At 60.7% G+C, this 22,075-nt stretch carries 20 protein-coding genes and 1 pseudogene; 8 read left to right on the plus strand and 13 right to left on the minus strand.

Going from position 1 to position 22,075, the window contains the following annotated elements; translation table 11 throughout:
* Nucleotide 1: 1 nt before the first annotated feature.
* The 3 genes from JO965_RS31740 to JO965_RS31750 all read left to right on the plus strand — a co-directional run bounded on the left by JO965_RS31740 (nt 2) and on the right by JO965_RS31750 (nt 3,245).
* Nucleotides 2–1,330: an aspartate aminotransferase family protein gene (locus JO965_RS31740; protein WP_203444856.1), complete on the plus strand. Its 1,329-nt coding sequence runs from the start codon at nt 2–4 to the stop codon at nt 1,328–1,330.
* Nucleotides 1,331–1,687: 357 nt separating this feature from the next.
* Nucleotides 1,688–2,347, plus strand: coding sequence for an NAD(P)-dependent oxidoreductase (locus tag JO965_RS31745; RefSeq protein ID WP_203444857.1), 660 nt, complete (start codon nt 1,688–1,690; stop codon nt 2,345–2,347).
* A 589-nt stretch (nt 2,348–2,936) separates the two neighbouring features.
* The gene (locus tag JO965_RS31750; protein WP_203444858.1) at nt 2,937–3,245 is read left to right on the plus strand and encodes a hypothetical protein; all 309 of its coding nucleotides are present in this window, start codon (nt 2,937–2,939) and stop codon (nt 3,243–3,245) included.
* A gap of 192 nt (nt 3,246–3,437) precedes the next feature.
* Here JO965_RS31750 and JO965_RS31755 read toward each other — a convergent pair whose 3' ends face one another.
* Genes JO965_RS31755 through JO965_RS31770 form a run of 4 tightly spaced genes read right to left on the minus strand, consistent with a single transcriptional unit; the run spans nt 3,438 to nt 8,068 of the window.
* A complete protein-coding gene (locus tag JO965_RS31755) occupies nt 3,438–4,514 on the minus strand; it encodes an ABC transporter ATP-binding protein (RefSeq protein ID WP_203444859.1) in 1,077 nt (358 codons plus the stop codon).
* A complete protein-coding gene (locus JO965_RS31760; protein ID WP_203444860.1) occupies nt 4,507–6,243 on the minus strand; it encodes an iron ABC transporter permease in 1,737 nt (578 codons plus the stop codon). Before JO965_RS31760 ends, JO965_RS31755 begins: the two co-directional genes overlap by 8 nt.
* A gap of 29 nt (nt 6,244–6,272) precedes the next feature.
* Nucleotides 6,273–7,343 (minus strand): ABC transporter substrate-binding protein, encoded by a 1,071-nt coding sequence (locus JO965_RS31765; RefSeq protein ID WP_203444861.1) that lies wholly within the window; start codon nt 7,341–7,343, stop codon nt 6,273–6,275.
* Nucleotides 7,340–8,068: a GntR family transcriptional regulator gene (locus JO965_RS31770; RefSeq protein ID WP_203444862.1), complete on the minus strand. Its 729-nt coding sequence runs from the start codon at nt 8,066–8,068 to the stop codon at nt 7,340–7,342. The genes JO965_RS31765 and JO965_RS31770 overlap by 4 nt, the downstream gene beginning before the upstream one ends.
* 213 nt (nt 8,069–8,281) lie before the next feature.
* Here JO965_RS31770 and JO965_RS31775 point away from each other — a divergent pair, with 213 nt between their 5' ends.
* The 3 genes and pseudogenes from JO965_RS31775 to JO965_RS31785 all read left to right on the plus strand — a co-directional run bounded on the left by JO965_RS31775 (nt 8,282) and on the right by JO965_RS31785 (nt 11,341).
* Nucleotides 8,282–9,577 carry an acyclic terpene utilization AtuA family protein gene (locus tag JO965_RS31775; protein ID WP_246776977.1) on the plus strand — a complete coding sequence of 432 codons (1,296 nt, stop codon included), beginning with the start codon at nt 8,282–8,284 and terminating at the stop codon, nt 9,575–9,577.
* A gap of 12 nt (nt 9,578–9,589) precedes the next feature.
* Nucleotides 9,590–9,904, plus strand: coding sequence for a DUF4387 domain-containing protein (locus tag JO965_RS31780; RefSeq protein WP_203444864.1), 315 nt, complete (start codon nt 9,590–9,592; stop codon nt 9,902–9,904).
* 286 nt (nt 9,905–10,190) lie between these two features.
* Nucleotides 10,191–11,341 (plus strand): annotated as a pseudogene (locus JO965_RS31785) (M20 aminoacylase family protein).
* Nucleotides 11,342–11,669: 328 nt separating this feature from the next.
* Here JO965_RS31785 and JO965_RS31790 read toward each other — a convergent pair.
* Nucleotides 11,670–11,867 (minus strand): hypothetical protein, encoded by a 198-nt coding sequence (locus tag JO965_RS31790; RefSeq protein ID WP_203444865.1) that lies wholly within the window; start codon nt 11,865–11,867, stop codon nt 11,670–11,672.
* Nucleotides 11,868–12,101: 234 nt separating this feature from the next.
* On the opposite strand from JO965_RS31790, the gene JO965_RS31795 reads away from it, so the two are divergent.
* Nucleotides 12,102–12,853 (plus strand): IS5 family transposase gene (locus JO965_RS31795; protein ID WP_203444866.1). Its coding sequence is split into 2 segments (ribosomal slippage): nt 12,102–12,435 and nt 12,435–12,853, totalling 753 coding nucleotides; the frame shifts between segments, so codons are not numbered across the junction.
* Between the two features lie 133 nt (nt 12,854–12,986).
* Entirely contained in the window at nt 12,987–14,018 is a 1,032-nt protein-coding gene (locus tag JO965_RS31800; RefSeq protein ID WP_203444867.1) for an IS110 family transposase, read from the plus strand.
* Nucleotides 14,019–14,359: 341 nt separating this feature from the next.
* On the opposite strand, the gene JO965_RS31805 is transcribed toward JO965_RS31800, so the two are convergent.
* The 8 genes from JO965_RS31805 to JO965_RS31840 all read right to left on the minus strand — a co-directional run bounded on the left by JO965_RS31805 (nt 14,360) and on the right by JO965_RS31840 (nt 21,951).
* Nucleotides 14,360–15,625: an IS701 family transposase gene (locus tag JO965_RS31805; protein ID WP_203444868.1), complete on the minus strand. Its 1,266-nt coding sequence runs from the start codon at nt 15,623–15,625 to the stop codon at nt 14,360–14,362.
* 78 nt (nt 15,626–15,703) lie between these two features.
* Nucleotides 15,704–16,621: a LysR family transcriptional regulator gene (locus JO965_RS31810; protein WP_203444869.1), complete on the minus strand. Its 918-nt coding sequence runs from the start codon at nt 16,619–16,621 to the stop codon at nt 15,704–15,706.
* Nucleotides 16,622–16,826: 205 nt separating this feature from the next.
* Nucleotides 16,827–17,492, minus strand: coding sequence for an RraA family protein (locus JO965_RS31815; protein WP_203444870.1), 666 nt, complete (start codon nt 17,490–17,492; stop codon nt 16,827–16,829).
* Between the two features lie 13 nt (nt 17,493–17,505).
* On the minus strand, nt 17,506–18,327 hold the full coding sequence (locus JO965_RS31820; protein ID WP_203444871.1) for a carbon-nitrogen hydrolase family protein: 822 nt from the start codon (nt 18,325–18,327) through the stop codon (nt 17,506–17,508).
* A gap of 47 nt (nt 18,328–18,374) precedes the next feature.
* Nucleotides 18,375–19,109: an HpcH/HpaI aldolase/citrate lyase family protein gene (locus JO965_RS31825; RefSeq protein ID WP_203444872.1), complete on the minus strand. Its 735-nt coding sequence runs from the start codon at nt 19,107–19,109 to the stop codon at nt 18,375–18,377.
* Nucleotides 19,110–19,135: 26 nt separating this feature from the next.
* Nucleotides 19,136–19,927, minus strand: coding sequence for an ABC transporter permease (locus JO965_RS31830; protein WP_203444873.1), 792 nt, complete (start codon nt 19,925–19,927; stop codon nt 19,136–19,138).
* 11 nt (nt 19,928–19,938) lie between these two features.
* Nucleotides 19,939–20,829 (minus strand): ABC transporter permease, encoded by an 891-nt coding sequence (locus JO965_RS31835; RefSeq protein ID WP_203444874.1) that lies wholly within the window; start codon nt 20,827–20,829, stop codon nt 19,939–19,941.
* A gap of 3 nt (nt 20,830–20,832) precedes the next feature.
* Nucleotides 20,833–21,951, minus strand: coding sequence for an ABC transporter ATP-binding protein (locus JO965_RS31840; protein ID WP_203445577.1), 1,119 nt, complete (start codon nt 21,949–21,951; stop codon nt 20,833–20,835).
* Nucleotides 21,952–22,075: the final 124 nt, after the last annotated feature.

Here is a 22,075-nt window from a genome sequence, read left to right on the forward strand (position 1 = left end):
CATGAACGCTCCTCAACGGCACAACAGCTTCCGGCTCGACAGTTACTGGATGCCCTTCACGGCAAACCGCCAGTTCAAGGCAGCACCCCGCCTGCTCGCAAGGGCGGAGGGGATGTACTACACGAGCGATGACAACCGTCAGATCCTCGACGGCACGGCAGGCTTGTGGTGCGTCAACGCGGGTCATGGCCGTCGCGAAATTGCGGAAGCTGTCGGGCGCCAGCTCTCCACGATGGACTACGCCCCATCGTTCCAGATGGGACATCCGATCGCCTTCGAGTTCGCCGAGCGGCTGGCCGCCATCGCACCGGGTGGCCCGAGTGCCGGCCTCGACCGCGTGTTCTTTACCGGCTCCGGATCCGAATCCGTCGACACGGCTCTGAAGATCGCCATCGCTTATCAGCGCGCCATCGGCCAGGGCACCAGAACGCGTCTGATCGGGCGGGAGCGCGGCTATCATGGCGTGGGCTTCGGGGGTATCACTGTCGGTGGCATCCTCAACAACCGCCGTGTGTTCCCGCAGCTTCCGGGTGCGGACCATCTGCGGCATACCCATGATCCGGCTCGCAACGCCTTTGTGCAGGGGCAGCCCGAGCACGGCGGCGAACTCGCCGATGATCTCGAGCGCCTCGTCGCCCTCCATGGGGCTGAGACGATTGCGGCCGTGATCGTCGAACCCGTGGCAGGCTCTACCGGCGTTCTCATCCCGCCCAAAGGTTATCTGGAGCGCCTTCGCACGATCTGCGACCGCCATGGCATCCTGCTGATCTTCGACGAAGTCATTACAGGCTTCGGGCGTCTTGGTGCGCCGTTTGCGGCGGACTTCTTCGGCGTCGTTCCGGACCTCGTGACCACGGCCAAGGGTCTGACCAATGGTGCCATTCCCATGGGCGCCGTGTTCGCCAGCCGGAAGGTGCACGATGCGCTGATGCAGGGGCCGGAGAGTCAGATCGAGCTCTTCCACGGCTACACGTATTCAGGCCATCCGGCCGCCTGCGCGGCGGGACTGGCGACCCTCTCCATTTACCAAGAGGAAGGACTGCTCACCCGGGCGTCCGAGATCGAAACCTACTGGCATGATGCCATCCACAGCCTCAAAGGCCTGCCGAACGTCATCGACATTCGCACCATCGGACTCATCGCGGGTATCGAGCTGGAAAGCCGTGCCGGATCTCCAGGAAGCCGGGCCTACGATGTATTCGTCGACTGCTTTGAGCGAGGCCTGCTGATCCGGGTCACGGGCGACATCATTGCCCTGTCGCCACCCCTGATCATCGAGACGTCTCAGATCGACGCCATCATCGAGACCCTGTCGGGTGTCTTGCACTGACTCACCCGCCTAGCCAGTTCAACCAGAATCAAACCTTTCAATCTCAACTAAAGGCTGATCATGCGTCCGCTATCGATCATCGTTGCACCCGGTCCATGGGACCCGGAGCCTTGGCGCAAAGAGTTTCTGAAAGCGGCAGAAGGAAGGCCAGTGCATATCTGGCCGCACGATGGGTCAGAGATTGGCGATGATCCGTACGTGATCTGCTCATGGAAATCGGATCCAAAGGTCTTCGATCAATACTCTAGCCCCACGGCCGTATTCTCCTTGGGCGCTGGTGTTGATCATCTTCATGTCCTTCGATCTCGACCGGACATCCCGATCGTGAGGGTCATTGATCCTGATCTCACGATGCGCATGGTTGAGTACGTAACCTTTGCAGTTCTCTACCTTCATCGGAAAATACCCCTTTATCAGGCCGAGCAAGCACGGCACGCCTGGCGACCACTGCATCAGTCTGCCGCGGCCCGGGTCCGGGTCGGCATTATGGGTGTTGGCGTCCTCGGCGAAGCCTGCGGCAAGTTGCTGACACAACTCGGCTTCGAGGTTGCTGGATGGGCACGCTCCCGGCGCGACGGCTCTCCGTTCCCAATCTTTGCCGGACAGGACAGCTTGGATGCATTCCTTGAGCGCACTGAGATTCTGGTCAATTTGCTTCCCAACACTCCCGAAACTGCCGGACTGATCGGTCGCGCGAGTTTCCAGGGGCTGGATCGGGATGGGAGTCTTGGGGGTGCATTCTTCGTCAACGCGGGGCGCGGCGAGACGGTTGTCGAGAATGAGTTGGTCGACGCGCTGGCCAACGGAACTCTCACCGGGGCTGTACTCGATGTCTTCAGCGTTGAGCCTCTGCCTCGTGACAGCCCCTTATGGGCGATGGGCAATGTCCTGGTGACCCCCCATGTTGCCGCCGATTCCGACCCTGAAGTCATTGTTGCGCAGATCCTTCGGGACGCGAAGCGCCTGGAGCGCGGCGAAGGACCATTGAGCGTCGTCGATATGAGTCGTGGGTACTGACGGAATGCTCTGACCACAGCACCTCTGGATTTCGGCCGCCTGGCACCCCTTGCGTCGAGGACCTAAGATCTGTCGGACCCATCGTGGGAGACCATCGCTGGTCGACTCGAGCAGGTTGCCATCCGCATCTACATCTGGAGCCGGCCTGGAGGGTTCAGGCGTGTCGCAAGCTGTGAGTTCTGATCAGGTTGTGCCGGCGAGGGCATGAGCTGGCGTTCGTCGGCCGAGACTACCATGCGGGCGCTGCTGATTGGACCAAATCACTCAGCGCGGGAGATCAGCCACTCGGGCATCCGATGAACTGAACGGGATTGCATTGCGGGCAACCATCGAGGCAGAAAATTCCATGGCGTGATCGCCCTGACGAAACCGACGGGCTGTTTGATTACCGGCATCCCCGGTCGTTGGACGGTCTAGAGCCATTTCCGGTTATTCCGAGTCAGAGAGATTCCGCTCTGAGGCCTGATGTGGCCTGCTTGTCTCCAGGCATGGAGGCTCGGCATGGCACGCGCTGACAGTCAGGATCTGCGGGACCGCGTGATCGAGACAGCCTTGGGCGGCGTCTCGGTGCGGCAGGCAGCCGCCCGCAATGGGGTTGGCATCTCAACGGCCGGTGCGCCGTGTCCGGTTCGGCGAGACCAAAGCGCGCCACCAGGGTCAACCGAAAGGTTCCAAGCTCGATGCGCATGCAGCCTTTCTCCTGGAGCTGATCGAGGAGACCTCGCCCATTAGCCTGCAAGAGATGCAGGCGAAGCTGCAGGAGGAACGTGGCGTCTCAGCCGGCATCGGCACGCTGTGGCGCTTTTTCCACGCGCGTGCGATCACGCTCAAGAACAACCGCGCACGCCTGCGAGCGCGACCGGCCCGATGTCAGGGCAGCGCGGCAGGCTTGGTTTGACGGGCAGCTGGATTTCGACCCCACACGACTGGTGTTTTTCCGCCCAATCTGAGGGTGGCATTGCTCGCTGGTCTTTCCTTGGTTGCGGCCAATCCCGCCCGCATCATTGACTATTCGCGTCCGGCGTGTCGTCTGATCTACCGAAGATACTTTGAGGCGTTCGCGGCCGCCGCTGTCTCGGTGCCTCTCCATTCATTCCTGCGGATAAAGGCGAAGCGCCTCGACCGGAATGCGGATCCTCGCCCTGGCACCGAGATGCCCTTGGGGACTTTCCATGCGAAGCCGCTGGCCGCCGAGCACGAAGGAATGCACGGTGCGAGCACCCTGATAGCTCGACATGTCCAACACCACGTCGAACGCATTATTCGCGTCCGCGCCGGCATCCTGCGTTGCCTCGATGCGTTCAGGGCGCACCGACACCATGACCTTCACTCCGGGGCGAAGACGGAAATCTGTCGCGGCATGGAGAAGCGTGTCGGAATCGATGCGTAGGACCGCTCGTCCAGAATCGCAGGCGACCACCTCCGCTAGAAAGGTGTTGCTGGCGCCGACAAAATCCGCGACGAAGGTACAGGACGGCGCCTCATAGATCTTCGACGGGGTATCGTATTGGACGATCCGCCCTCGATCCATCACGATGATTCGGTCACTGAGCGACAGCGCCTCGATCTGGTCATGCGTCACGTAGATCGTCGTCACGCCCGTGCGCTGCTGGAGATCGCGCAGCCAGTCGCGCGCGCGGTCCCGCAGCTTGGCGTCGAGATTCGACAGGGGCTCATCGAGCAGCAGAAGCTTCGGCCTGTAGACCAGCGTGCGGGCCAAGGCCACGCGCTGCTGCTGGCCGCCGGACAGTTCGCCCGGGTAGCGGCTGGCGTAGGAGGCCATGTCCACCAGCTCCAGCGCCTCCATCACGCGTTTTCTGGCCTCGGTGCCCCTTATGCGCCGGATCTCCAGTGTAAAGTCGAGATTTTGCGCGACCGTCATGTGCGGCCAGAGCGCATAAGATTGGAACATTAGCCCAAGATTGCGGTACCGCGCATCGACGAAAATATCTCGATCGCCGTCATAGAAGGTCTCACCGCCGATAACGATGCGGCCGGAAGATGGACGGTCGAGTCCGGCCAGTGCATTTAGCGTCGTCGACTTGCCGCAGCCAGAAGGGCCGAGCAGCGTGAGGAACTCGCCCTCCCGGACCCGGAACGACACCTCCTTGAGAATTTCGATGTTGTCAATCCTACGACAGAGATGTTCGACCGCGACTTCAGCCATGTAGCTTCACTCCGAACTGGCGCGTGGCAATGAGGATGAGCACGGCCGTGATCGCAATCTGAAGCACGGCCAGCGAGGAGACAATTCCCGTGTACCCGGGGATCCAGGCGGTGAGCATGGTCATCGAGATCACCTCGTTGCCGGGCCTGTAGAGGAAGATCGCGGCGGCATATTCCTTGAGGAACAGGATCATCATCAGCGTGTAGCAGGCGAGAAAAGCCGGCTTCAGCACGGGGGCGATGATGCGACGCATGGTGAGTGCCCAGGAGGCCCCAACGACCTGCGCGGAGCGGTCGAAGTCGCGCGTCACCTGCAACAGAGCCGGCGCCACAATGCCGTATCCCGCCGGCAGGTGGCGAATGACGTAGGCCAGCCCGAGGATCCACAGCGTGCCGGCGATCACACCGAGGCCGGGCATGAATATGGCGGCGTAGAATACCCCTAGACTGACGATGAGGCCGGGCACGGCACGCGGCAGTTGCGCCAGAAGGTCCACCGTGGCGCGGAAGCGGAAGGTCGATCTCTGGGCGACGAAGGCGATGACCCCGACCAGTGCTGTGGCAACGAAGCCGCCGATCACTGCCAAAAGCAACGTGTTCATGACAGACTGTCGATAGGCTGAGTTGACCAGCAGGTCGCGATAGTTCTCCAGTGTCAGCACCTCGAGCGGTGAAATGAACGGGGACAGGATGCTGACGAAGGAGCGCAGCAGAAGCCCGAACGCAAGCGCACCCATGGTTAGCGCGATATAGGCCGTGACAAAACCGAAAGCCGGCCAGCGCCAGGCGCCAAGGTCGAGCGGCTGGAGCCGCGTTCCCTTCGGACCGACGCTGATGAAGCGATGGACACGGCACAGAAGAACCTGTTGCAGGGCGACAAGGCTGCACACCATCACAAGCAAAATAATGGCCGCCGCCGAGACGAGCCCATAATCCGGGCGCCCGGCCTCGAAGCCCTTGTCGTAGATGAAGGTAGTGATAAGTTGGATGCCGACCGGACCGCCGAGCAGTAGCGGGATGGCGAACATCTCTAGCGCAGCCACGACATTCATGATGAAGGCGGAGACGAGGGCCGGCCGCATGAGCGGGATGGTGATGCGCCAGACGATGCGCAGCGGGCCTGAGCCGGACGCGCGGGCTGCGGCTTCCAGCCGCGGGTCCTGCTGCTGCGCCGAGGAGATGCAGTAAAGGATTGTCATGGGCGCCATCGCCACGCCCGACATCAGCGACAGGCCCCAGATCGTGTAGATATCCCAAGGTGCGGGCGCACCCATGATGCGCATGTAAGCACCGCTGAGATAGCCGGAAGGCCCATAGGTTAAGATCGCTCCGAAGCCGATGACCAGCGGTGAGACAAACATCGGCCAGAGGAGGATGTTCGACAAGGCACCGCGTAAGGGAATGTTGGTGCGCCCGACCAACAGTGCGAGAACGGTGCCGAAGACGGTCGAGAACAAGATTGAGATCACGCAGAACAACAGCGTGGTGCCGGCCAACGCGGGAATTTCCGGCAACCCGAAGAGGTGTTGGAAATTCCGGAGCGTGAAAGATCCGTCCCATGCATAGATCGGCTGCGCGCTGAAGGTTTGCAGGAGCAGCGGCGCGAGCGGAATGGCCACCAGCACGAGGCATAGAAGCGCGATCGCGTACTGGCCGATGGCCTCACTGCGCTGGCTCTGGCGGCGCTGGGCGAGTGCCGGCGCTCCAACAGTATAATCGATGCTGCTCATCTCAGAACCCCTGCACCCTTCGTGGCGCTTTACTTGGCGCTGAATGCGTCCTTCCACTTCGCAGTGAAAGCCTCCCGATTGGCCATCAGGTCCCGGTCGTAGCCGACGACGATCACGTTTTTTGCGCCGATCTGGTCGACGATCGCACTGTAGCTGAAGAAAGGAACGTCCTCCTTCTTGACGTCCGCGCGGTAGGGCGTGACGCCTCCCTTGGCGAGCGCGATCTGGCCCGCGCGCGACAGGAGCGTGTCGAGCAGCAGCTTGGCCGAGTTCGGGCTGGATGCCGCCTTCGTCAGCGCAAGGCCCCGCAGCACAAGAGGTGTACCGTCGGCTGGGAAGGCCCAGTCCACCACCTTCTGGGCATCCGGCCGGCTCAGGCGGGGAATGTTGACTCCCGACAGAAAAATTCCAGTTGCATATTCGCCGGTGAGCACTTTGTCGCGGATCGTGCCCGCGCTCCGCTCCGGCCGGCTCGAAACGCCGATCGGCTTGATCACCTCGTCCCACTTGCCAGGATTCGCCTTGTTCCATTCCCAGAACAGCGACAGGCCGAGCGGATTGGCCGCCGCGTCGTATGTAGAGATCTTGCCTTTCAGGCCCGGTGCAAGCCTGGCGATATCGGCAAGGGATTTCGGCGCCTTGTCCTTAGCGATAAGGAATTTGTTGTAGGCGATAATAAAGGGATCCGTGGAAGCGGTGTAGAGCCCGGGAAGCGGGCGGCTCCAGGCCGGCAGATCCGGCGTGTGCGGCGAAACATAGTCGACGATCTCGCCCTTGTCCGCGAATTCGAGCCAGCGGTCGGCGCTCCCGGTGAGAATCAAGTCTGCAGTGCGCGTCTTGGTGGAGCTCTCCGCATAGTATTTCTCCCAGAGGTCACCGCCCATATTGGTAGTCGCGACCTTGATCCAGGGATATTTGCTCGCAAACAACTCGAGCACGGGTTCCCAGTACTCCGGCTCCAGGTTGGAGTAGACCAACACGCCCTTCTCGGCCTTGCTGGCTTCGACCAGCGCCGGATTGTCCTTGATTTCGGCCTGCGTGGAAAAGAGACCTGCGACGGTGAAGCACACCGTTAATCCGGCCTTCAACAATGCTTTCATGTTTTCTCCCCGGGACTTGAATCGGCAAGAGTGCGCATTGATAACATCTCCTCGACCACGCGACGCGAGCGTTCGATGTGGCGGCGCATCAGGAGTGCGGCGAGCTCGCTGTCCCGCTGCTTGAGTGCTTCGAGAATCGCGACGTGCTCGAAATGGGTTTGGCGGCTGCGCTCAGTCAGGGTTTCCCAGACACGCTGGTAGTAGTTGCGCGCGTGACGCCAGAGATCGTGCGATAGCAGGCGAAGCAGTTCCTGGTTGCCGGCAATCTCGGCGATGCGCGTGTGGAAATCGCGGATCGGGGGCAGACGGTCGCGCTTGCCTCGCTCGATGCCATCGATGTTCTCCGCCTCGCCGGCGAGCAGGTGCTCGAGCTCAGCGATCTGATCTGGTCCGATGAGCGCCGCGGCCCGCCGGCAAGCCAGCGCCTCCAGTTCAGCGCGGATCTCGTAGAGGTCGCTTGCCAGCTTCACCGACAGCTCCGTCACGCGCACCCCACTATAAGGCAGGCGTTCGATCAGCCGGCGTTCTTCCAATAGCCGGAGCGCCTCGCGCAGGGGGGCCCGGCTTACCCCATAGCGCTGGGCAAGCTCGGATTCGCGGAGGCGCGCCCCGCCAGGCAGATCGCCGGATATGATCGCGTCGGCGATCGTTTGCACGATGCGGTCGGAGAGCGGAGACTCCGGGTCGCCGACCAGAGTGTGAGGATTTTTGTCGACAATCATCATGGTAAGAAGATTGACGGCTCACTTTCTTTCTGTCAAGTTGCGGTCATGCCGGTGAGGCGCACCAAATTTCGCCATAAATTGTCGACAAATGGGTCTGCCGCCTGGGCAGACGGTGGTCACAGTGTGGGGTCCAGAATGTCTGAGGGGGTACGTTTCGTCTGCTCGTCCGGGGCAATCGGCGCAGGCATTGATCTCCCGTCCTTTCGTGAGACCTTGGCCCGCAAGCCGCATTTCGTCGCCTCGGATGCCGGCACCATCGACGCCGGCCCGTATCACCTCGGCGCGGGCAAGGGGGCGTATGCGCGGGAGGCGATGCACCACGACCTCGACATCCTCCTCAGTGAGGTCCCCAAGGGCACACCCATCCTGATCGGCTCGGCGGACACTGCCGGTGGCGACCCGCATGTCGACCGCATGCTCGACATCGTGAAGGAGATCGCCGAGACGCGCGGCAAGTCGCTGCGTGTCGCGGTCATCCGTTCCGAGCAAAGCAAGGGCTATCTCAAGGGCCTCATGGACGAAGGGCGTTTACGTCCACTGGAGAACGCCCCTCATTTCGACGAGGCAGCCCTCGAGCGCAGCACGCGCGTCGTGGGGATGATGGGCGTCGAACCCCTGCAGGATGCCATCGGGCTCGATGTCGACCTTGTGCTCGCCGGCCGGTGCAGCGACTCAGCGCTGTTCGCCGCGGTGCCGATCCTGCGGGGGATCCCGGAGGGCCTCGCCTGGCACGCCGGCAAGATCGTGGAATGCGGAACGCTCACCTGTGAGACCTACAGGAAAGGCACGATGTATGGCGAACTCTACCCGGATCACGGGATCATCACACCGCTCGGCGAAGGTCTGCGCTGCACGCCTCAGAGCGTGGCGTCGCACAGCCTCTATGAGAATGGCGATCCCTATCTGCACCGCGAATGTTCTGGCACGCTTGACCTCACCCATTCGGTATTTACTCAGCACGATCCGGTCAGCGTGAAGATTGTCGGGGCGCGCTACATTCCCGCCGACCAATACAGCGTCAAGCTGGAGGGGGTGGAACTTGCCGGGTACCAGACGGTCATCATTGGCGGCATTCGAGATCCGTTCATCATCCGGCGCTTCGATGTCTGGATTGCCGAGGTGAAGGCGGAGATCGCGCAGAAGGTTACAAAGCTCCTGGGAAGCCGCCTGGCACCGGACGACTGGCGCATCGACGTGCACGCCTACGGCCGCAACGCCGTGATGGGCAGCCGGGAGCCGCTGATCGACCGGATGCCGCACGAGATTGGCCTCGCCGTCTGCCTTACGGCGCCCACGCAGGAGCTGGCAACGAAAATCGCCGAACTAAGCCGGCAGCCACTTCTGCATCATCCCATCCCGGACTGGTCGGGCTCTATCACCGGCTTCGCCTGCCTGTTCAATCAGGCCTATCTCGAGCGCGGGCCGTTCTGGCGGTTCAACGTGCACCACGTTGCCCTGCCTCACCATTACCGTGACATGTTCCGCACCGACGTCGTGACGTTCGGGTGACTGGAGGCCGACATGAGACTGCATGAGTACACCAGCCTGATCCGCAGCAAAAATGCGGGCCCGTTCTCCCTGACATTCGATATCATGTTTTCGGATGAGGAGATGTATCGGCATGTCAAGACATCTGGTGTACTTAATGTCCGGCGCCTTGCCGAACTGTTGTGCTGCTCCGAAAACCAGATCCGGTTCTTCGAGTGCGATAATGCTCTGGCCTTCAAGGTGACCATCCCCCGCGCCCTGCCTGCAGGCGACCCGGCCGATGCCGACCTGCACGGCGGACAGCAGTTCGCGCCGCTGATGGATATTGAGATAGGACCCCTGAGCTAGTATTTTGGTCAGGGAGATGCCGCGATCATTCAAGGTTTGGCCCTCCGCTCCGAGAAGAATGATGGAGCAGAGACTGCATGGCACCGGCACGATAACACTTACCGTCCGAGCTGAAATGGAGCGATCAAAGGCTCGGGTCAAAAACGTCCCGCCCGACCGGGGGCACTTGGTGCCATGATAAGGGCGGTTGCGGGGCGTGACCCAGCGGTGAAAGTAACACGCCTGATGGATCCAGCACGGCGGCAGTGGGGAGTTGAGTTCCTGCGTTACTGCCTTTGAGGAAGCCATGTCCCTTGTTGAACACATCTGCGCGTACGCGAACGATCTTGTCACCATCCGGTGTGATCTACATGCCCACCCGGAGATCCGGTTCGAGGAGGAGCATACCTCCGGTATCGTGGCCGAGCGCCTGGGGAGCTGGGGCATCGAGGTGCACTGTGGCATCGGCAAAACCGGCATCGTCGGCGTGCTGCACGGAACTGGATCGGGCTTTCGCCGCATCGGCCTACGGGCTGATATGGACGCGCTTCCGATCGAGGAGGCAACGAGCGTTCCTTACCGATCCAAAACACCCGGCAAGATGCATGCCTGCGGGCACGATGGCCACACCACAATGCCGCTGGGGGCAGCTCGCTACTTGGCCGAAACCCGCGCCTTCGGCGGGAGCGCGGTGTTCATCTTTCAGCCAGCCGAGGAGGGCCTCGGCGGCGCCCGTGCGATGATTACAGACGGATTGTTCGAGAGCTTCCCATGTGACGAAATCTATGGCCTCCACAACTCGCCTGATGCTCCAAAAGGATTGGTGTCCGTGCAATCAGGCTTCGCTATGGCAGCGGCGGATTTCTTTGACATCCACATCACCGGGCGGGGCGCTCACGGCGCCCGTCTGAACTAGGCAATCGACCCCACGGTCATCGCGTTCACCCTTGGACAGGCGATGCAGACAATCGTGAGTCGCAACGCTAATCCGCTCGAAGCCGCGGTGATATCAGTCACTCAGATCCATGGAGGCGCAGCTTACAACGTGATCCCCGAGACTGTGCGCATGGCCGGCACAGTGCGAACCTTCGATCAGAGTCTGCGGGAGCTCAGCCACCGACGCATCCGTGAGCTTGCCGCGGGCATCGCCAGTGCCTTCAATGCCACCATCGATGTCGAAATCCGGGACATCTTCTCGGTTTTACACAACAGCACGCGGCCGCTGCAGCGCAAGCCGCAACCGAGCTGTTCGGCCCATCTCTTGTCGATTCGACTGCGCCGCCGAAGATGGAGAGCGAGGAGTTCGCGGACATGCTGCAAGTTGTACCGGGCGCCTATGTATGGCTGGGTCAGACGCCCGGTCTGACGCTCCACAACGCTGGCTACGACTTTGACGACGGTATAATCCCACTTGGGGCATCACTTCTGGCACGCCTCGTTGAGAAACGCTCGGAATAGCAGGCGCAATTATAAAAGCGGATAGCTCCGCCCGTTTGAGTGAGAGCTGGAAGCGACTGATAAAGCCCACGGAGCCAAGACGGGATGTCGAGATCGTCACGTTCCATCTTTGCAGCGAGCGTCAGGATCCCCCGGCAATGTGGTCCGGTAGCTCCTCGACACTATACGCCCGGCACGGATCGGTTTGAGCGGTTTTGCGGTCGACGTCGGCTAAGGCTGCATCTCTGATGGTGGTGCCGAACTCTTGGCTGGGCGTCGTATCTGGTCAAGTGCCTCCAGCCTCAAGACTCGCATGGTCGATGACAGAGAGATCCGCCATCAAAGATGACTACCACATCCTTAGCCTTTTCAGGCGGCTGCGCGTCTCCAGCAACGCCGTGACGGTAGCCTGATGCCGGCTGCGCCATTCCTCCGCTTCGCCGAGAGCGTTCTCGTAGCGCTGCTCAAGGACCGTCTTCTCTTTACGAAGCTCCGTCAGTTCCTGCGCGAGGCGCTTGATCGTGTTGCGCAGGGCCAGCTTGATCATGGCCGCTCGGCCGGCGGAGCGGGCAGGGACGGTCTCGCCCTCCACCTCCACGACCTGATGCTGCCCGTTCGTGCGGAGCTACTCGATGGCGTCCAATGCTGCTATGTGCATCCTGCATGTTGCGCATCGGGAATTTTTTCATTCCGCTGTTTTAAGGCATGTGGACAATCAGGTGCCTTTGGGATTCCCGCCGTAGAGAAAGTTTGATTCAAGGCTGCAAACTGGAGGTCAGCTTTGAATCGGTGGGTGCTCAAGGATGAACAGTGGGAGCGTGTCGCACCATTGCTCCCCGGGAAGGCCGGCGATCCAGGTCGCACAGGCTCGGACAATCGGCTGTTTCTGGAAGCGGTGTTGTGGATGGTGCGCACCGGGGCACCCTGGCGCGACCTGCCCGAGGCGTTTGGCTCCTGGAACAGCGTGTTCCGGCGCTTTCGTCGCTGGGCGCAGGCCGGGATCTTCGAGCGGCTCTTCCAACTCCTATCCGGTGATCCCGATTTCGAGTACGCGCTCATCGATGGCACGATCATCCGCGTCCACCAGCGCGGGACGGGCGCTAAAGGGGGACTTGTCGTCAGGCCATCGGGCGCTCACGCGGCGGCCTAACCACCAAGATCGTGGCCCTGGTGGATGCACTCGGCAACCTGGCGGACTTTCTGCTACTGCCGGGCCAGCGTCATGACAGCGTCGGAGCCGATCCCTTGCTCGAGGGGCTCGAGATGGGCGCTCTGATTGCTGACAAGGGCTTCGACAACGATGCGCTGCGCCAGGAGCTCGATGCCCGTGGCGCGACCGCGGTTATCCCGCCCAAGGCCAATCGTGCGCGGCCGATGGCGTGTGACTCTGCGATGTATCGATGGCGTCATCTGGTCGAGAACTTCTTCTGCGCCCTGAAGCAGTTCCGCCGCATCGCCACTCGCTATGACAAGACCGATCCGAGCTTTGAGGCCATGATCTATCTCGCCGCCAGCTTCATGGCCCTCAAATGATTGTCCACACGCCTTAGATGCCGTAATGGGCCTGCCGCTCACGAGGTAGCGGAACGGGGTGGCTGTCCCTCAGAGTGATGGTGTTGAAACGGGGGCCGAACGGATCGGCCCCCAAGCATCGCGAGGGACAGCCATGGACTACTATGCCGGAATTGACGTGTCTTTGGAACTGAGCAGCGTCTGCATCCTCGATGCCTCCGGGCAGATCATCCGCGAGGCGAAGGTCGCCAGCGAGCCTGAGGCGCTTGCCACCTTTCTCGCCAGCCTGAACCTGCCGCTCACCCGCGTCGGCCTGGAGGCCGGGCCACTCTCGCAGTGGCTGCATGCCGGCCTTGTGCAAGCCGGGTTCGAAGTCGTGCTGCTGGAGACCCGGCATGTGAAGGCGGCGCTCTCGGCCATGATCGTCAAGACCGATCGGCGCGATGCGCGCGGCATCGCCCAGCTGCTGCGCATGGGCTGGTTCCGCCCCGTCCACTGCAAGTCGCCGCCGGCGCAAGAAGTGCGGGCCCTGCTCATGGCCCGCAAGCAGCTGCTGGCCAAGATGCGAGATATCGAACTCAGTCTGCGTGGGCTGTTGCGCGGCTTCGGCCTGAAGATCGGCGAGATCAGCAAGGGCCAGTTCGCCACGCGGGTGCGTACCCTCACGGCAGGCCATGCGATGCTGGAGAAGATTGCCGAGGCCATGCTGCGCGCTCGAAAGGCTCTGCAGACGGAGTTTGCCAGGTTGCATCGGGCCATGCTGGCGATTGCTCGAAAGAACGAGGTCTGCCGGCGGTTGATGAGCGTACCAGGCGTCGGTGCGCTGATTGCGGTCACCTTCACGTCCGCGGTGGACAATCCCGAGCGGTTCTCGCGATCGCGAGCCGTGGGGGCGCATTTTGGCCTCACCCCGAAGAAGTACCAGTCGGGCGAGACCGACATCACGGGAGCGGTGAGCCGAGTGGGCGATCCGATGGTGCGCACGGCGCTGTATGAGGGCGCCCACATCCTGCTGACCCGCGCGGTGCGCTTCTCCGCGCTCAAGCGCTGGGCGCTGGAGGTGGCCAAGCGCCGGGGCATGCGGCGGGCCAAGGTGGCGCTGGCCCGGAAGCTTGCGGTTATTTTGCATCGCATGTGGATCGACGGCACGACCTTCCGCTGGAACCGGGAGGGCGTCGCCGCATAGAAGGAGCAAGCGTTCGGAACAGGGCGCGTTCAGCTCTGTTCTCCTGAGGTCCCGTCGCCGGGACGATGGAGGCGGTCAAGCCGTAAGTAGTGCCGTGAGCACCTCATCGAGGTGGAACACGCGTCTTAGATGGGCTGACCGCATCCTCTCTGATGGCATGGTGGGGCGGCCGCGCGCCGACCCCGAACAGAAGCAAGACTTCGGCGACGTGACAGTCACTCAGGGACTTGACACCCAACGGCCCATTACAGAAGCACTACTTTGGCGTTTTCATCAGTGATCCAAGGGTGAAGTTGGCTCGGCAGATCGGACATCGCAGGCGCATGGCGTGCGCGAGATGATCAAGCAGCATGCGCCGAATGGCCGGCAGCGTCGGTTGTGGCGGTGGCCCGCTGGATCTTCTTTTTTTCCCGCTGAGCGGCGCGCAAGCGCAGATGCTGCAAGAACAAATACGCAATTAGCGTCAGCAGGGCATGCCGATGCAAGCCCCGCCACGAGCGGCCCTCGACGTGATCAAGCCCAAGTTCTTCCTTGAGTTGCTGGTGCGCCTGCTCGCAGATCCAGCGCGCCTTGATGAGGGAGGCGAGCTGTTTCAGCGAAGTGTCGGGCGGTAGGTTGGACAGATAGTACTTGCGCTCGCCCGACGAGCGGTGCTCGCCCACCAGCCAGACCTCGTCGCCGGGCAGATGCTGGCCAGTAAGCCCGTGCAGGCGCACCTCGGGCCCATCGGCCACCCGCACGCGCACGGCCGCGCACTTCGCCCGCAACGGCCCCTTGGTGCCGCGTCGCCACGTGATCCGCTGCCATGAGCTCTTCGCCAGCTGGGCTTCGGCCGCAATAGAATCCTCGTCCGGGACAAGCGTCTTGCGCGGCCCTCCACGGGTGACGGGTGGCAGGACTAACCGCACGTCTGCCGGATACACCTTCTGAATGCGCGGAATGCCCACCGCCCATGACAAGCCGAGCGCTGACAAGCCCTGCCGGAACGGAGCACTGATGCCGTAGCCGGCATCGGCCAGAACCGCCCCGAAGCTCACGCCCGCTTGCAGCAGGCGTTCGAGTTCATCGAGCGCGATCTCGGGCTTGGAGCGCTCCACCCAGAAGGTCTCAGGCACCCCGGCGTGCTGCAGGCGCTCCGGATCTTTGATCCAGGTGTCGGGCAGAAACAGCCGTAAGGCGATTGGGATCGGCACTTCACCCTTGGCAAGGGTGAGCGAGACCAAGCTCTGGCAGTTCGCCTTCATGCCCAGAGCTCCGGCATATTGCGAGGCCACGCCTACGGACTGCGTGCCCTTCTTGGGCAGAGCGGTATCCTCGATCACCAGGACGGCATCAGGCCCGCCGACGAGCCGGTTGGCCTGCGCCAGGAGTTCAGCTTCCAGCGGCGCCTCGTCCCAAGGGCCCACCGCCACGAAGTGATGCAGTTGGGCATAGTCGGCCGGAGCCACGCGCGCCGCCATCGGCTGCAGGCTCTTGCGCTCACCGGGACCGATCAGCCCGGCCACATAGAGCGGGCACATGCGCCGGCGGGCCGGGTGACGAAGAGGTTTGAGAAACGGCTCAAGCCAGGACTGAAGTTCGTGGTCCCACGCGACCGAGGTGCTCATGACTCACCTCCAACCAGGATCTCTCAGCGGAAGAAATCTTCTGAATTCGCCCGGTTCCTCATACCTGCCAAAGTAGTGTTAGTATCGAGAAGCAATTGCGTTGTCGTAGAGCGCGCAATAGTCTGCGGCGACGTCCGCGGCGATTGACGCGATCAGCGGGGAAAGCCGTGAAGAGGGGTTCTCTAGATAGACAGCAAAGTAATCTGTCGAGGGGAAATCTTGATTTACATTTAGTACCTTCAAGTTGCCCGAGCGGAGCTCATCCTGAATAACGATTGGCGGCAGTATAGAGATACCAATTCCTGCCGCGACCATGCTGATTGTCGTCGTAAGTGAATCTGAGTAATGAATGACGCACTCCTCCAAACGGCGTTGCGACATGTACTCGACTAAGCGTCGGTGATTATGAGTTCCGATGGCGTATGAGATTATCGGGTGCAGCAACAGGTCTTCTTTGGTAAGGATGTCGTCATGAGTCTGAAGCCGGCGATCAGCGATCCAAAACATCCCGAAGGTGCAAAGATTGACCACCCGGTATTGGTCTTCGTGAGGCTCGTGAAAGCCCAAGACGACGTCGAGTTCTCTTTGCTGCAACTTGCCCAAGATCATCCGGGACGTATCGGTGGTGATTGAGACACGTATGCGCGGGAACTGATTCCTGAGAGTCTCCATGATGCCCGGCAGGATGGTCAGAGCCATACTAGGCAAGACGCCAATGCGGACCGTTCCTTCAACGGTTTTTTGTGGGATTACTTCACTGACCAGGTTATTGTATCGGGCAATTATATCGCGCGCGCCGGAAACGAAAGTTCGTCCCTCATCCGTCAATCGCACATCGCGGCTATCGCGCTCGAAGAGCCGAATGCCCAGCTCCTGTTCGATAGCAGCGATGCGGCTGGAAATCGCTGCTGGCGTGATGTTCATGCGATCCGCGGTGACGCGGAAGCTCCGCAGCTCGGAAAGCCAGACGACGGTCTGCAGGAAACGAATGTTCATCGCATGAATAATGTCTAATCGCGTGTGCGATAGTCGTGATCTGAGAGAGACTCTAGCCTGGGCAACCTACCAAACCTCCGGTATGCCTTCCTCCAAAATTTCAGTCTGCCACCACCCAGGATATGACAACGCGCAAGTCGATGAATGTCGCCGCTTGCCAAGGGCGCCGTACCCGGAACGTTGTGTTAGGGTACGGCTGTACAACTTACGAAGCAAGCTTGGCAAGGACTTTCGCGGAAGCACCCGTCACAGCGCCGAGCTTTTCACCTTCACGAATACTTGCCTCGCGAGTTCTGCTGGTCGCTTGGCGCCTCAGCGCCTCTTCCGAAATGGCGTGCACTTCGTTGGCGGGAATGACAAGAACGCCACTTTCGTCAGCGAGAATGGCGTCCCCGGGCATGACGACGGCACCACCGCAGGAAATCGGAGTGTTCATTCCGCCACCGAGATCATAAAGCCGGGTCGTAATAGGTGACAGGCCGCGGCACCACATCGGAAAATCAGATTCTTGAATTTCCGTCAGGTCCGTGCACGGTCCGTCGACGATGCCGGCTACGGCGCCTGCCGCCTTGGCGGCAACCGTCACTCCTCCGCCCCAGCAGGCATACTTGTCATCGCCAAGACGATCGACGACTAGAATGTCGCCCGGACGCAGCAGCCCGGTTGCATGGTGGAGCAGCGTGGAATCCGCACCGGCAATCGCGAGCGTAACGGCAGTGCCGACCACACGCCGGCCAGGTAGCAGCGGCTGAATCGCGCGATCCATGAATCCAAACAGCCGCCAGTGTCCAACCGTTGCTGTCTCGACCTGGCTCAGAAGCTCGAGATCTGCCTGCGGAATCTGCGCAGGCATGTCCTTTATGACATACATGATTCTGCCCCCGTTACGCGCAAGCCAGACGCCGATGCTGCGTCATCGGGATGAGCTCTCGAACACGCCTGATTTCCTCAGGGTCGATCCGGGCGGTGACAAAACCGACGGAGTCCGAAGCGCGCGCGATCGTGTGACCCCACGGATCACAGACCAGCGAATGTCCATAGCAGGAACGCTTTTCGCCGTTGACCGTGACGCTCCCGATCTGGCCGCAGGCGACAAAATAGGTCTGCGTCTCGATCGCGCGGGCGCGAGACAGCACCTCCCAGTGGTCTTTTCCTGTCTGGAGAGTGAAGGCAGCAGGCAACACGATAATATCGCAACCAGCCTTCTGAAGCTGCAGGAAGAGTTCAAAGAAGCGGATATCGTAGCAGATTGCACAGCCGACCTTCAGGCCGTCAATCTCGTAAGTGATAACATCCTCACCCGGCTTGACGACGGCGGACTCGTGATAAGCAGTGCCGTCAGGCGCGACAATGTCGAACATGTGGATCTTGCGATACGAGGCAATTTCCTCGCCGCTGCGATCGAAGACGAAAGTGGTGTTGTAGATACGATTTTCGCCCTCAATCTTTTCCGAGACGGAACCGGCATGGACGTAGACCTTATTGTCCCGCGCAAAAGCTTGAGCCATGCGATAGGCGGCGCCCCCGCGAGGCTCGGCTAGAGCGAGCTTCTCCGTCGTCGTGGTGCCAAAGACTTCGAAATCTTCTGGCAGCACGATGAGATCGGGCTTATCGGTCTTCATGGCTTCTGCCATCAAATCCCACGCGACCTTGAGGTTGGTGTCGCGATCCTGCTGCGGGTTGGTTTGGATAAGGCTGATTTTCATAGCTGATTTCTCTAAAGGGCCTTCAGTTGAGACATGGGCCTGCCGGATCAGGCGACGATCTTCTCTTGCTTGAGCGCGCTCAGAGTGGACATGATGCCGGCCCGCACAGCCATGTTCTGGGTTGCGACGACAAGCATCTCGGCACCATTTTCGAGCGCGAAGGCGCGCTCGTCAGGAGTCCACGCCGGCATGATCCATCTCTTACCGGCGTCACGTGCCGCACGCGCGATGCGAGACAGATCGGCGCGATCCTGATCGTTAAAGGCATACGCGCCGCGACCTCGGGCCAGAGCCAAATCGGACGGCCCGGGGAACAGCCCGTCAACCGTCTCCAGCGCGATGATCTTTTCGACGTCGGCTAGGCTTTCTGCCGTCTCGATCATCGCATAGCACTTCGTCCGCTTGTTTTCGGTCTCGAACGCATCATCGGAAGGCCGGGAGTACGCAAAAACCCGTCCGCCTGCATACGAGCGGGTGCCCACCAGTGGATACTTCGACGCCTTCGAGACTTCTCGGGCGTGCTCGACGTCGAGAATGTGCGGCAGAATGACACCGTCGGCGCCAAAATCGAGGGCCTGTTGGATCGCCTCCGTGGTAGGGGCCATGACCTTGGTGAGGGCAGGGATGCCGAGCGATTTACTAAATGCCAGGAACTGGTCGAGCGTACCAAGATCGAACGTACCATGTTCAAGTTCGATGACGAGCTGCTTGACTCCGCAGTTTTTCGCAATTTCCAGGAACCCAAAATGCGGTTGGGACATCCATAGAGCGATGTTGTTCATTTCAGAGATTCTCCAGTGCAGGGGTATTACTTTCCGATGGTCTTGGAAAGACCAAGCGAGCGCTCAATGAGGAAGATGATGAGCAGGGTCGCAGCCACGAGTACGACTGAGATGGCGGCCGTCATCGGGTCGGCCTGGCTCTCGACATAATCGTACATGGCCACCGGAAGGGTGCGCAGCCGTGGCCCAGTGATGAAGAGCGAGATCACCACCTCATCGAACGAGAGCAAGAACGACAGAGCTGCGCTCGCCGCAAACCCTGGCAGCATCAGAGGGATAGTAATCCGACGCACCACGGTAAGCGGGGAAGCACCGAGCATGGTGGCAGCGTCCTCGACCGATGGCGGCAGGGTAGAGAATGCCGTCAGCATGATGCGAATGACGTACGGCGTTGTCACGATCAAGTGGGCAATTACGACGCCTGTATAGGTGCCCAGAAGTCGCGCCTGCACGAAGACAAGAAGAATGGCGAGGCCAAGGACGATCGACGGCAGCAGCAACGGTGCGGTGAAGAGGTTGAGAAGGAACTCAGATCCCGCAAACCTCCGTCCCCGGATTGCAAATGCAGCAGGGACGCCCGCCAGAAGGCCAAGGACGGTCACGATCGCCGCAATGATCAGACTGATCCAAAGGGCATTCATCAGGCGGGTATGGGCGATCATCGCCGCATACCAGCGGAATCCCCAAGTCTGCGGCGGGAAAGTCAGAAAGCTATCGTTGCTAAAGGATAGCGGCAGCACAATCAGAATCGGCGCCAGCAGGAACAGATAGATGCAGGCAACGAGCAGCCTGAACGGGAAGGTCATTTGACCGATCATGGCTGGTCCTTTCAGTCAAAGCGCCGGATGACGCGAGAGTAGATCGCGAGTGCCAGGCCGAAGATGATCAGAACTACGACGGAGATCGCGGCTGCAGTCGGCCAAGCGAGCTGAACAATGGCCTGATCGTAGATCTCGGTCGCCAGCAAGAAGACGCGACCGCCACCCAGCAATTTCGGTGTGATGAAGGAACTGATCGACAGGACGAAACAAAGCAGGCAACCGAGGGCGATGCCCGGCATCGTCAGAGGCAGTATCACCCGCCGGAAGCGGACCCAGCTATTGGCTCCAAGCGATGCCGCTGCTTCTTCGAACACGACGTCTAGGCGGCCGAACCCTGCAATCAGCGAGAGCGTCATGTAGGGTATCAGAACCTCGACCATGCCGATAAAGACACCAAGCATGTTGTTGGTGAGGCGGATCGGAGTGCTGATGATCCACGATGACATGAGAATGCCATTGACCAGCCCTTGATCGCCGAGAATGACCATCCAGCCATACGTGCGAACCACGCTGCTCACGAGCAGTGGCGAGACGGTGATCACGAAAAGCAAGTTGCGCCACTTCGACGAGACGCGATGTAGAAACAGCGCGATCGGGTATGAGAGGATAAGCGTGATGATCGTAACGCCGAAGCCGAGGACCAAGGAGTTATAGATCAGCTGAAAGCTGTAACTATCTCTTATGAAGTTCGCATAGTTCTCCAACGTCAGCGTGTTAGTGAGCACCCCGCCGCGGCTCTCGAGAAAGGAGATCATCCCGAGACGAATCACGGGAATAACGAAGGCGATCAAATTAATGATCACCATCGGCAGGAGCAGCGCTACCACAATGAAGGGAAATTTCCGTGTGCGCGGCGGTGCCTGGCCAATCGAGGCATTGATCGCAGCAGTCGTTGCCATTGCTCAGCCTCCGAACACCTGCATGTCCCGCGGCTTCCATTCACAAAGCAGCTTTTCGCCACGCTCAAAGCTGTGGCCCGAGCTTGCTGTGTGGACCTCGGTGGTGAGCACATTGCCGCCGATGTCGATGTCGTACTGCACGAGGTCACCGACATACGTGACCCGCACCACCCGACCATGAATGGAATTGGTGGCGATGCTTACGAGGCTACGGTCTCGGTTAGCTGTTAGATTGATGCGATGAGGCCGGATCGTTGCCTTTGCCTTGCCGCTCGTCAGCCCGTGCGTATTGCAAGGAAAAACGGAGTCGCGGATGCGGATGCGATCGAGTGCTTCGATCTCACAGTCGAGTACATTGGTTCGCCCCACGAACCCGGCGACAAACAGGTTGGCAGGACGCTCGTAGATGTCTTCAGGCGATCCGAGCTGGGCCAGTTTCCCCCGGTGCATGACACCCACCAGGTCGCACATCGTCAGCGCTTCAACCTGGTCATGTGTTACGAAAACAGTGGTGATGCCGAGGCGCTGCTGAATCTCACGGATCTCAATGCGCATGTCATCGCGCAGTTTCGCGTCGAGGTTCGAGAGCGGTTCATCGAGCAGCAGAATGCGCGGGCGGATAACCAACGCACGAGCGAGGGCAACACGCTGCTGTTGTCCTCCAGACATTTCCTTCGGTTTGCGGTTTCCGTAGCCGGGAAGGCGGACCATTTCGAGGGCTTGCTCGACGCGGTCTCGGGCCCCGATCCGCGACACGCCACGCATCTCGAGACCGAAGGCAACATTTTGCGCCACGGTCAGGTGCGGGAACAGGGCATAATTCTGGAAGACCAGGCCGATGTCGCGCTTATGGGGGGGCTTATGCGAGATGTCGTCCCCGCCAACCGTGATCTGGCCATCAGTGATGTCCAGCAAGCCGGCGATCATTCGAAGCGTGGTCGTCTTGCCGCAGCCGGAAGGGCCGAGCAGGCCAAGTAGTTTGCCTTTTGGCAGGTTGATGTCGAGATCATCGACGGCCAGGTGGCGAGTACCGTAACGCTTGGTGATGCCCTTGAGCTTGAGAAAGGCGTCGTCACCTGAGGAACGAGAAGGCGCGACCACGGTCTGCGGAGCGCGCCGCATTTCTGAGGTATTCATATTATCACCATGTGAAGTCAGGAGGGAAGGCGTGGCGGTCCGCGCCGCTGTGCGGTGGGGACTTTGCGCACGCCCTTTGCACTCCGAGCTTTGTCCGCCGTGGTGTGAT

The organism is Microvirga sp. VF16 (genome assembly GCF_016864375.1).
In the GTDB taxonomy this organism is placed as follows: domain Bacteria; phylum Pseudomonadota; class Alphaproteobacteria; order Rhizobiales; family Beijerinckiaceae; genus Microvirga.

Excerpts from the sequence above, each read along its gene's own strand:
- JO965_RS31825 (WP_203444872.1), bottom strand. The coding sequence starts at position 19,109 with ATGAACAACATCGCTCTATGGATGTCCCAACCGCATTTTGGGTTCCTG.
- JO965_RS31815 (WP_203444870.1), bottom strand. The coding sequence starts at position 17,492 with ATGTATGTCATAAAGGACATGCCTGCGCAGATTCCGCAGGCAGATCTC.
- JO965_RS31820 (WP_203444871.1), bottom strand. The coding sequence starts at position 18,327 with ATGAAAATCAGCCTTATCCAAACCAACCCGCAGCAGGATCGCGACACC.
- JO965_RS31760 (WP_203444860.1), bottom strand. The coding sequence starts at position 6,243 with ATGAGCAGCATCGATTATACTGTTGGAGCGCCGGCACTCGCCCAGCGC.
- JO965_RS31750 (WP_203444858.1), top strand. The coding sequence starts at position 2,937 with ATGGGGTTGGCATCTCAACGGCCGGTGCGCCGTGTCCGGTTCGGCGAG.
- JO965_RS31765 (WP_203444861.1), bottom strand. The coding sequence starts at position 7,343 with ATGAAAGCATTGTTGAAGGCCGGATTAACGGTGTGCTTCACCGTCGCA.
- JO965_RS31830 (WP_203444873.1), bottom strand. The coding sequence starts at position 19,927 with ATGATCGGTCAAATGACCTTCCCGTTCAGGCTGCTCGTTGCCTGCATC.
- JO965_RS31740 (WP_203444856.1), top strand. The coding sequence starts at position 2 with ATGAACGCTCCTCAACGGCACAACAGCTTCCGGCTCGACAGTTACTGG.
- JO965_RS31805 (WP_203444868.1), bottom strand. The coding sequence starts at position 15,625 with ATGAGCACCTCGGTCGCGTGGGACCACGAACTTCAGTCCTGGCTTGAG.
- JO965_RS31770 (WP_203444862.1), bottom strand. The coding sequence starts at position 8,068 with ATGATGATTGTCGACAAAAATCCTCACACTCTGGTCGGCGACCCGGAG.
- JO965_RS31780 (WP_203444864.1), top strand. The coding sequence starts at position 9,590 with ATGAGACTGCATGAGTACACCAGCCTGATCCGCAGCAAAAATGCGGGC.
- JO965_RS31755 (WP_203444859.1), bottom strand. The coding sequence starts at position 4,514 with ATGGCTGAAGTCGCGGTCGAACATCTCTGTCGTAGGATTGACAACATC.
- JO965_RS31810 (WP_203444869.1), bottom strand. The coding sequence starts at position 16,621 with ATGAACATTCGTTTCCTGCAGACCGTCGTCTGGCTTTCCGAGCTGCGG.
- JO965_RS31800 (WP_203444867.1), top strand. The coding sequence starts at position 12,987 with ATGGACTACTATGCCGGAATTGACGTGTCTTTGGAACTGAGCAGCGTC.
- JO965_RS31835 (WP_203444874.1), bottom strand. The coding sequence starts at position 20,829 with ATGGCAACGACTGCTGCGATCAATGCCTCGATTGGCCAGGCACCGCCG.
- JO965_RS31790 (WP_203444865.1), bottom strand. The coding sequence starts at position 11,867 with ATGATCAAGCTGGCCCTGCGCAACACGATCAAGCGCCTCGCGCAGGAA.
- JO965_RS31745 (WP_203444857.1), top strand. The coding sequence starts at position 1,688 with ATGGTTGAGTACGTAACCTTTGCAGTTCTCTACCTTCATCGGAAAATA.
- JO965_RS31840 (WP_203445577.1), bottom strand. The coding sequence starts at position 21,951 with ATGCGGCGCGCTCCGCAGACCGTGGTCGCGCCTTCTCGTTCCTCAGGT.